We start from the raw sequence: 8,651 nt of genomic DNA, 5'->3' as shown, positions 1-8,651 counted from the left end.
TCGAGGTCGGCGACGGCGTGAAGCTGGTGCGGCAGGCCGGCGACCAGCTCGCCCGCATCCTCGCGGCCTCGCAGAAGGTCGCGGCGACCATCGCCGACATCTCGGCGGCGTCGGGCGAGCAGGCCAATGGCATCGACGAGATGAGCCAGGCCGTCGCCCATCTCGACGAGATGACCCAGCAGAATGCGGCCCTCTCCGAGCAGAGTGCGGCCTCGGCCAACTCGCTGTCGGGCCGGATCGAGCAGCTCAACGCGCTGGTCGCGGCGTTCAAGACCCGGCGCGAGCCTGCAGGCCAGGCGGCTTATGCCCAGCCGGCCGCGACGGCCCCGCGCGCGGTCAAGGCGCCGATGCGGGCAGCTCCCGCCGGCGAACCGGCGCGCCTGCGCCAGCTCGCGGAGGCCGCCTTCGTCCAGTCCAAGGCCATGCCCGCCCCGCGCAAGGTCGCCAATGGCGGCGGCGGCCGGGCCAGCGATTCCGGATGGGAGGAGTTCTGAGGCAAACAGCCTCCGAACCGTCCTCGATCAAGACACGCGCGGCGCCCGAAAGGGCGCCGCTGGCGTTTCAGGCGTCGGCCAGGGCTCGCTGATTTCACCGCGAAACAGCACCGTCATCCCGGGCTTGACCCGGGATCCATCGTAAGACGGCGCGCTCTCCGATGGATCCCGGATCTCCGCTGCGCTCCGTCCGGGAGGACGTGGGTCTTTCTGAATCCTTGGGAGAGCCTCTATCCCTGCCTCACACCGGCAGCCGGTAATCCCTGAACATCTCGCGCAGCTTGGTCTTCTGGATCTTGCCGGTCGCTGTGTGGGGAATGGCTTCGACCAGAACGACATCGTCCGGCAGCCACCATTTCGCGATCTTGCCGGTCATGAAGGCGAGCATCTCGTCCTTGCCCGGCGTACGGCCGGGCTTCGGCACGATTACCAGCAGCGGCCGCTCGTCCCATTTCGGATGTGCGACACCGATCACCGCGGCTTCCGCGACATCGGGGTGGCCGACGGCGAGATTTTCGAGGTCGATCGAGGAGATCCATTCGCCGCCGGACTTGATCACGTCCTTCGAGCGGTCGGTGATCTGCATGTAGCCGGCGGGATCGATGGTCGCGACGTCGCCGGTGTCGAAGAAGCCGTGATCGTCGAGAATGTCGTCCTCGCTGCGGTAATAGGCGCCCGCGACAGCCGGGCCGCGCACCTTGAGCCGGCCGAAAGTCTTGCCGTCCCAGGGCAGGTCCGCGCCGGCATCGTCGGTGAGGCGGAACTCGACCGTGAAGGGCGGATGGCCCTGCTTCACCTTGAGATCGTAGAGCGCATCGCCTTCCAACCCGTGATAGACCGGCTTCATCGAGCAGAAGGAGCCGAGCGGGCTCATCTCGGTCATGCCCCAGGCATGGGCGACATCGACGCCGTATTTGCGCTCGAAGACCTCGGTCATCGCACGCGGGCAGGCCGAGCCGCCGATGACGACGCGCTTCAGCGTCGAGAGCTTGCCATCCGTCGCCTCCAGATGCTGGAGGAGGCCGAGCCAGACGGTCGGCACCGCGGCCGTCATGGTCACGCCCTCCTCCTCCAGCAACTGGTGCAGCGAGGGGCCGTCGAGCTTGGCGCCGGGCATGACCAGCTTGGCGCCGGTCATCGGGGCGGAATAGGCCAGCGACCAGCTATTGGCATGGAAGAGAGGGACCACCGGTAGCACCGTGTCGCGGGACGACAGGCCCATGAAATCCGGCGCGGCGCAGGCGAGCGCGTGCAGAACGTTCGAGCGATGCGAGTAGAGCACGCCCTTCGGCCCGCCCGTCGTGCCCGAGGTGTAGCAGAGCCCCGCCGCGGTGTTCTCGTCGAAGCGGCCCCAGGTGAAATCGTCGTCCACCTCCGCGAGCCAATCCTCATAGGCGACGGCGTTCTTCAGGCCGCATGGCTGGAGATGCGCGGCATCGGTCAGGATGACGTAGCGCTCGACCGTCGGCAGCTTGTCCTGGATTGCCTGAATCATCGGCACGAACGTCAGGTCGAGGAAGAGCAGACGGTCTTCGGCGTGATTGACGATCCAGGCGATCTGCTCCGGGAACAGCCGCGGATTGACCGTATGCGTGATCGCGCCGATGCCGCTGATGCCGTACCAGAGCTCGAGATGGCGGTCGGTGTTCCAGGCGAGCGTCGCGATCCGGTCGCCCAGCGCGACGCCCTCACGCTGCAGGCGCTTCGCCACCTTCAGCGCGCGGCTGCGGATCTCGACATAGCTGCGTCGTCTGAGCGCGCCATCCTCGACGGCGCGACTCACCACCTCGCGGGTGCCGTGCTGGACGGCGGCGTGGTCGATGATGCGGTGGAGCAGAAGGGGCCAGTCCTGCATCAGGCCGAGCATGCGCTTATCCTCCCGAGATCGTTTTATCACGGAGGATAGCGACGGGTTTCCGCGAAAGGGAAGTCATCCCATCGAAGGCTCGCCTGCGCGCGCGAGATGGTTTAGGTCTGATCATTCAAGAGCGGGGGAAACGCCATGTCCGCACCGAAGATCGTGCCGCACGCCGCAACCGAGCCGGACCGGGTCTGGTTCCGCTTCATGCGATTGCACCAGCGCATGCTGATGCAGATGACGGGACGCATCCGGACGCTTGGCCTCTCGATCCCGCAATTCGACCTGCTCTCGACGCTGACCGAGCAGGAAGGCATCAGCCAGAGCGAGCTGGCCGAGCGGCTCTATGTCACCAAGGGCAATGTCTCCGGGCTGGTCGACCGGCTGGTGCAGGCCGGGCTGGTCGAGCGCCGCGCCATCGCCGGCGACCGGCGCTCCTATGCGATGCATCTGACGCCGGAAGGCCGCCGTCTCGCCGAAGCCGGCATCGCCGCCCAGCGCGAGTTCGTCGCCAGCACGCTCGGCAAGCTCGGGCCGGACGACCTCGCCGAACTCGACCGGCTCGTGCTGGCCTGGCGCGATCTCGCCCGCGCCGCCGATGCCGAGTGAGCGGGCATGGCTGACGGCATCGACCTGACCGCCTCCGCCACGGCCTTGCGCGCGGGGTTATTGGCCCGCCGCTTCAGCGCCACCGACCTGCTCGAAGCGACCTTCGCCCGCATCGATGCGCTGAACCCGCGCCTCAACGCCATCGTGGCGCAGGACCGCGAGGCCGCCCGCGCGATGGCGAAGGCTTCGGACGCGCGCATCGCCAATGGCACCGCCCGCCCGCTCGAAGGGCTGCCGATCACGATCAAGGACGCCTTCGACGTTGCCGGCCTGCCCTCCTCCGGCGGCCTCCCGGCCTATCGCGAGCGCGTGCCGACCGAGGACGCCGCTGCCGTTGCCAGATTGCGCGCCGCCGGCGCGGTGATCGTCGGGAAGACCAATGTCCCGGTCTTCTCCGGCGATTTCCAGAGCTACAACCCCGCCCATGGCGTGACCAACAATCCCTGGGACGAGACGCGCTCGCCCGGCGGCTCCTCGGGCGGCGCCGCGGTCGCGGTCGCAACGGGCATGAGCACCTTCGAGCTCGGCTCCGATCTCGGCAGTTCGATCCGCTGGCCGGCCCATGCCTGCGGCGTCTTCGGGCTCAAGACGAGCTGGGGGCTGGTCTCGACCTGGGGCGCGATCCCACCGCCGCCCGAGCGACGCACGCTGCGCAATGTCGACCTGATGGTTGCCGGTCCCATCACCCGCGCGGCCGAAGACCTCGACCTGATCCTGCCGGTCATTGCCGGGCCGCGCGATACCGCCCTGCCCGCCTCGCCGTTGGCGGAACCGCGCCGGATCGATGCCAAGGGCTTGCGCGTCGCGCTCTGGGCCGACGATCCCTTCGCCCCGGTCGATCGGGAGGTATCCGATGCCGTGCGCGAGGCGGCGCGCCGATTGGCCGAGGCCGGCGCGATCGTCGACGAGACCGCTAGGCCCTCTCTCCGCTTCGCCGATGCCTTCGAGGTCTACGCACTCCTGAACCATGCCGTCGTCGCCTACGGCCTGCCGCCCAAGGTGCGCGCCCGCATCCAGGCGCAGGCCTCGCGCTTCAGTCCGAACGACCTTTCGCACCAGGCCTTGCAGGCGCGCGGCGCCCGGATGACGCCCGGCCTCTACCAGCAGATCGACCAGCGCCGCCGCACCCAGAAGCGGCAATGGGCCAGCTTCTTTGCGCGATACGACGTGGTGCTCTGCCCGCCTGCGCCCGTCGCCGCGATCCCGCATGACCATGGCCCGGATATCCATGCGCGACGCCTGATCGTGAACGGCGAGCCGCGGCCCTATCTCGATTTCCTGCTCTGGGCTTCGCTCGCGACGGGCGCCGACCTGCCTGCGCTGTCGGCGCCAGTCATGCGGTCGCGCGAGGGCCTGCCGCTCGGCGTCCAGATCATCGCGCCCTTCGGCGAGGACAGGACCGCCATCGCCGTCGGCGCGATGCTGGAAGAGCTGGGCGGGCGTTTCACGCCGCCGCCACTTCCGCGATCGTGACTTCGCGCGGAAACACCGCCGTCATCCCGGGCTTGCCCCGGGATCCATCGCAGGGTGTCGAATTCTACGATGGATCCCGGATCTCCGCTTCGCTGCGTCCGGGATGACGCCCGTTCTCACGAAAATCCGACAGCCCGGAAGGACCGCTACGCCCGCTCCGCGCGAACCCTTTGCGTTTCGCTCGCCCTGCGGCAGAGTCTACCGTCCCCTGCGCCAAAATCGCTCAACATTTGCGACCATTTCAGCTTACACTGGCAAGAATATTAAACAGAACCGGGAGCCCATCATGCTGTCGAATGTCGCCGTCAGGGATATCGAGACCCTCGTCCATCCCTATACCAACCTCGCCACGCATCGGCAGACGGGCCCGCTCGTGCTGGAAAGCGGCAAGGGCATCTATGTCTACGATGCCGCCGGCAAGGAATATATCGAGGGCATGGCCGGGCTCTGGTGCACCTCGCTCGGCTACTCGAACCAGGAACTGGTCGAGACCGCCTATGAGCAGATGAAGAAGCTGCCCTTCACCCATATCTTCGGCGGGCGCAGCCATGACCCGGCGATCGAGCTCGCGGAGAAGCTGAAGGAGATCGCCCCGGTTCCGATCTCCAAGGTGTTCTACGGCGCCTCCGGCTCCGACGCGAACGACACCCAGGTCAAGATCGTCTGGTATCTCAACAACGCGCTTGGCCGCCCGCAGAAGAAGAAGATCATCTCGCGGCTGAAGGGCTATCACGGCGTCACTGTCGCCTCGGCCTCGCTGACCGGCCTGCCGAACAACCATATCGATTTCGACCTGCCGCTGCCGGGCATCCTGCACACCTCCTGCCCGCATCATTACCGCTTCGCGGAGCCGGGCGAGAGCGAGCAGGACTTCTCGTCGCGCCTCGCCGCCGAACTGGAAGAGATGATCCTGCGCGAGGGGCCGGACACGGTCGCCGCCTTCATCGCCGAGCCGGTGATGGGCGCCGGCGGCGCGATCATCCCGCCGGAGGGCTATTTCGAGAAGATCAACGCCGTGCTCGCCAAGTACGACGTGCTGTTCATCTCGGACGAGGTCATCACCGGCTTCGGCCGCACCGGCAAGATGTTCGGCACCGAGACCTACGGGCTCGCCGCCGATTCGATCTCGCTCGCCAAGCAGATCACCTCGGCCTATTTCCCGCTTAGCGCCGTGATGATGAACGACAAGATCTATGACGTTCTGGTCGACCAGAGCCGCAAGATCGGTACCTTCGGCCACGGCAACACCTATGCCGGCCATCCGGTCGGCTGCGCCGTCGCGGTGAAGACGCTGGAGATCTACCAGCGCGACAAGATCGTCGAGCACGTCCAGAAGGTCTCGCCGACCTTCCTGCGCCGCCTGACCAAGCTGAACGAGCACCCGCTGGTCGGCGAGGCCAAGGGTGTCGGCCTGATCGGCGGCGCCGAGCTGGTCAAGGACAAGCAGACCAAGGCCTCCTTCGAGACCAAGAAGGGCGTCGGCGCCAAGGCCGTGGCCTATGCGCTGGAAGAGGGCTTCATCACCCGCGCCATGGGCGACCGCCTCGCCTTCTGCCCGCCGCTCGTGATCAACGAGGCCGAGATCGAGGAAATGTTCAACCGCTGCGAACGCGCCCTCGACAAGACCCTGAACTGGGCCAAGGCCGAAGGCCTGCTGGCCTGACATCGCCGGCACGGCGGAACCATGAAAGGCCGGGCGGCGACGCCCGGCCTTTTCCTGTTCAGCAATATGGCAAAAGCTCGGGGAACGCCCGAAAACGCCACGAACAGATCACAGAGGCGCCCCGGCGCGGTCCCGATCCGCCGCCAGACAGATCAGGTCGGCAGGCGCGAGCCGCCGGCACGAGGTCGCTTCAGACGAGTCAGGAACCATGCTTCAACGCGACGCCCATTCCCCGGCACCGGCCCGCAAGGGTTTCCACGACGCCACGGCGCGGGCGACCTATGCCTCCCGCTTCCGCCCGATCGCAATTCGCGCGGTCGCCGCAGGAACCCGACAGGCACCACCCGCGTTGAAACAGCACGAAGAGCGCAAGGCCGAGTTGCCCGGTGTTCTCCGCCACGGTTTCTACGACTGAAACCTCCCCTTCGAGACCCATCACTTGGCCGGTGCGGAGCTTGCTCCCACCGGCCTTTTTCTTGGGCGGCTCAGAGCGCATGCCGGCGCACAATTTCCATGAGGCTCGCCGTCATTCCGGGGCAGGCCAAAGGCCTGAGCCCGGAACCCAGAACCGCTGCCGCCATGAACTGGGCGCCGACCCGAGGGCTCTTTTCTGAAACGGCATCGGTTCTGGGTTCCGGGCTCTTCGCTAACGCGAAGCCCCGGAATGACGGCGTGCTTCCATCGAAGCCGCCGAAACGAAAACGGGCGGCCCGAAGGCCGCCCGCTAAATTCTCCGGATCGTCCGTCCGATCAGACAACGATGACCTTCGCGCCCGCGGGAACGCGGTTGAACAGGTCGATCACGTCGATATTGCGCATGCGGATGCAGCCCGATGAGGCCGAACGGCCGATCGTCTCCGGCTCGTTGGTGCCGTGGATGCGATAGAGCGTGTCCTGGCCGTTCTGGTAGAGATAGAGCGCGCGCGCCCCGAGCGGGTTGTCCGGGCCGCCGGCGAGGCCGCCGGCGACCGGCTTCAGATGCGGCCAGCGCTTGATCATCTCGGCCGGCGGCGTCCAGCGCGGCCATTCCGCCTTGCGCTGGATCACGGCCTCGCCGGTCCAGCCATAGGCTTCCTCGCCGGTGGCGACGCCGTAGCGGATCGCCTTCTTGTTCGGCAGGACGAGGTAGAGGAACTTCGCCTTGGTATCGATATAGATCGTGCCCGGCGGCTGCCCGGTCGGATCGGCTATCTCGTAGGGCAGGTAAGGCAGGTAGGTGTCGAACTTGGGGACGAGCGCGATATATTCCGCGTCACGGGCTGACAGCTCCGGAGCGGCCACGCTCTTATACTGGCAGGCGCCCAGGAGGGCGGACAGCGCCAGCGCAACGAAAACGGTCTTCTTCATAGCCCCACCCCAGCCGACCCGAAGGCAGCCTTTATGATGAATCGAACGTTAAGGCTTCGTATCGCCCGCGCGCTTCCCCAAAAGCGGCGGTCCGGCGAAGCACTAGGCCTCAAACGGCCATGGTGCAATCCGGTTCCCAAAATGAGCGCCAGAAGGCCGTCTGGCGTGGCAAACCGGCCACGGATACGGGGATAACCGGCCTTGACGACCTTGCTCTTCACCCACCCGGCCAGCCTCGCACATGCGATGCCGCCGGGCCATCCCGAATGCGCGGACAGGATCAAGGCGGTCGATCAGGCGCTGGAAGCCGAGCGTTTCGTGGCACTGATTCGGCTGGAGGCGCCGCTCGGCACGCTCCAGCAGGTGGCGCTCTGCCATCCCGAATCCTATGCGCGGGCGCTGATCGCTTCCGCGCCCGCGACCGGCTTCGTCCAGGTCGATGCCGACACGCTGATCTCGCCCGGCACGATCGAAGCGGCGCTCAGGGGCGTCGGCGGAGCCGTCGCCGCCGTGGACGAGGTCATGGCCGGCAAGGCGCGCAACGCCTTCGTCGCGATGCGCCCGCCCGGCCACCATGCCGAACGCGAGCGCGCCATGGGCTTCTGCTTCTTCAATCATGCCGCGATCGCCGCACGCCACGCGCAGAAGGCGCATGGGGCCGCGCGCGTCGCCATCGTCGACTGGGACGTGCATCACGGCAACGGCACGCAGGACATCTTCTGGGACGATGCGAGCGTGCTCTACGCCTCGACCCACGAGATGCCGCTCTATCCTGGCACCGGTGCGGCCTCGGAGCGCGGCACGCAAGGCACGATCGTCAATGTGCCCTTGCAGTCCGGAGCGGGATCGGACGCGTTTCGTGACGCTTTCGAGACCACCATCCTGCCGCGGCTCGATGCCTTCCGCCCCGATCTCGTGGTGATCTCGGCGGGGTTCGACGCGCATTGGCGCGACCCGCTCGCCAGCCTCAACCTGCGCGAGGCCGATTTCGCCTGGGCAACGCAAAAGCTGATGGAGGTGGCCGACCGCCATGCCAGCGGCCGCATCGTCTCGGTGCTGGAGGGGGGCTACGACCTCGACGCTCTCGCGAAATCGACAGCCGCCCATGTCGCGGCGCTGATGGAGGGGTGAGGAAGGCCAACCCGCGGCCCCGACAACAACCCCACCGTCATCCCGGACGGAGCGAAGCGAAGATCCGGGATCCATG

Annotated in this window: 8 protein-coding genes; 6 read left to right on the top strand and 2 right to left on the bottom strand. The window is 67.1% G+C overall.

Translation table 11 applies throughout. The features are described 5' to 3' along the window. A partial coding sequence (locus tag JHD80_RS11580; RefSeq protein ID WP_248311506.1) for a methyl-accepting chemotaxis protein occupies positions 1 to 494 on the top strand: 494 nt, incomplete at its 5' end. Between the two features lie 241 nt (positions 495 to 735). Here the strand turns inward: JHD80_RS11580 and JHD80_RS11575 are convergent. Further along, positions 736 to 2,361, bottom strand: coding sequence for a long-chain-fatty-acid--CoA ligase (locus tag JHD80_RS11575; RefSeq protein ID WP_199087187.1), 1,626 nt, complete (start codon positions 2,359 to 2,361; stop codon positions 736 to 738). Between the two features lie 135 nt (positions 2,362 to 2,496). On the opposite strand from JHD80_RS11575, the gene JHD80_RS11570 reads away from it, so the two are divergent. The 4 genes from JHD80_RS11570 to JHD80_RS11555 all read left to right on the top strand — a co-directional run bounded on the left by JHD80_RS11570 (position 2,497) and on the right by JHD80_RS11555 (position 6,512). Continuing rightward, positions 2,497 to 2,961, top strand: coding sequence for a MarR family winged helix-turn-helix transcriptional regulator (locus JHD80_RS11570; protein ID WP_199087185.1), 465 nt, complete (start codon positions 2,497 to 2,499; stop codon positions 2,959 to 2,961). 6 nt (positions 2,962 to 2,967) lie between these two features. After that, positions 2,968 to 4,434 (top strand): amidase, encoded by a 1,467-nt coding sequence (locus tag JHD80_RS11565; RefSeq protein WP_199087183.1) that lies wholly within the window; start codon positions 2,968 to 2,970, stop codon positions 4,432 to 4,434. Between the two features lie 286 nt (positions 4,435 to 4,720). After that, entirely contained in the window at positions 4,721 to 6,097 is a 1,377-nt protein-coding gene (locus JHD80_RS11560; protein ID WP_199087181.1) for an aspartate aminotransferase family protein, read from the top strand. Between the two features lie 208 nt (positions 6,098 to 6,305). Next, positions 6,306 to 6,512: a hypothetical protein gene (locus JHD80_RS11555; protein ID WP_199087179.1), complete on the top strand. Its 207-nt coding sequence runs from the start codon at positions 6,306 to 6,308 to the stop codon at positions 6,510 to 6,512. A gap of 335 nt (positions 6,513 to 6,847) precedes the next feature. Here the strand turns inward: JHD80_RS11555 and JHD80_RS11550 are convergent, their stop codons facing one another. Further along, positions 6,848 to 7,444 carry a L,D-transpeptidase gene (locus JHD80_RS11550; protein WP_199087177.1) on the bottom strand — a complete coding sequence of 199 codons (597 nt, stop codon included), beginning with the start codon at positions 7,442 to 7,444 and terminating at the stop codon, positions 6,848 to 6,850. 201 nt (positions 7,445 to 7,645) lie between these two features. On the opposite strand from JHD80_RS11550, the gene JHD80_RS11545 reads away from it, so the two are divergent. Beyond that, complete coding sequence (locus tag JHD80_RS11545) at positions 7,646 to 8,575, top strand: histone deacetylase family protein (RefSeq protein ID WP_199087176.1); 930 nt, start codon at positions 7,646 to 7,648, stop codon at positions 8,573 to 8,575. Positions 8,576 to 8,651: the final 76 nt, after the last annotated feature.

It is taken from the genome of Allobosea sp. ASV33 (assembly GCF_016428755.1).
GTDB lineage: Bacteria > Pseudomonadota > Alphaproteobacteria > Rhizobiales > Beijerinckiaceae > Allobosea.
The sequence above is the reverse complement of the archived record's forward strand: the minus strand, read 5'-3'. Positions and strand labels throughout refer to the sequence as shown.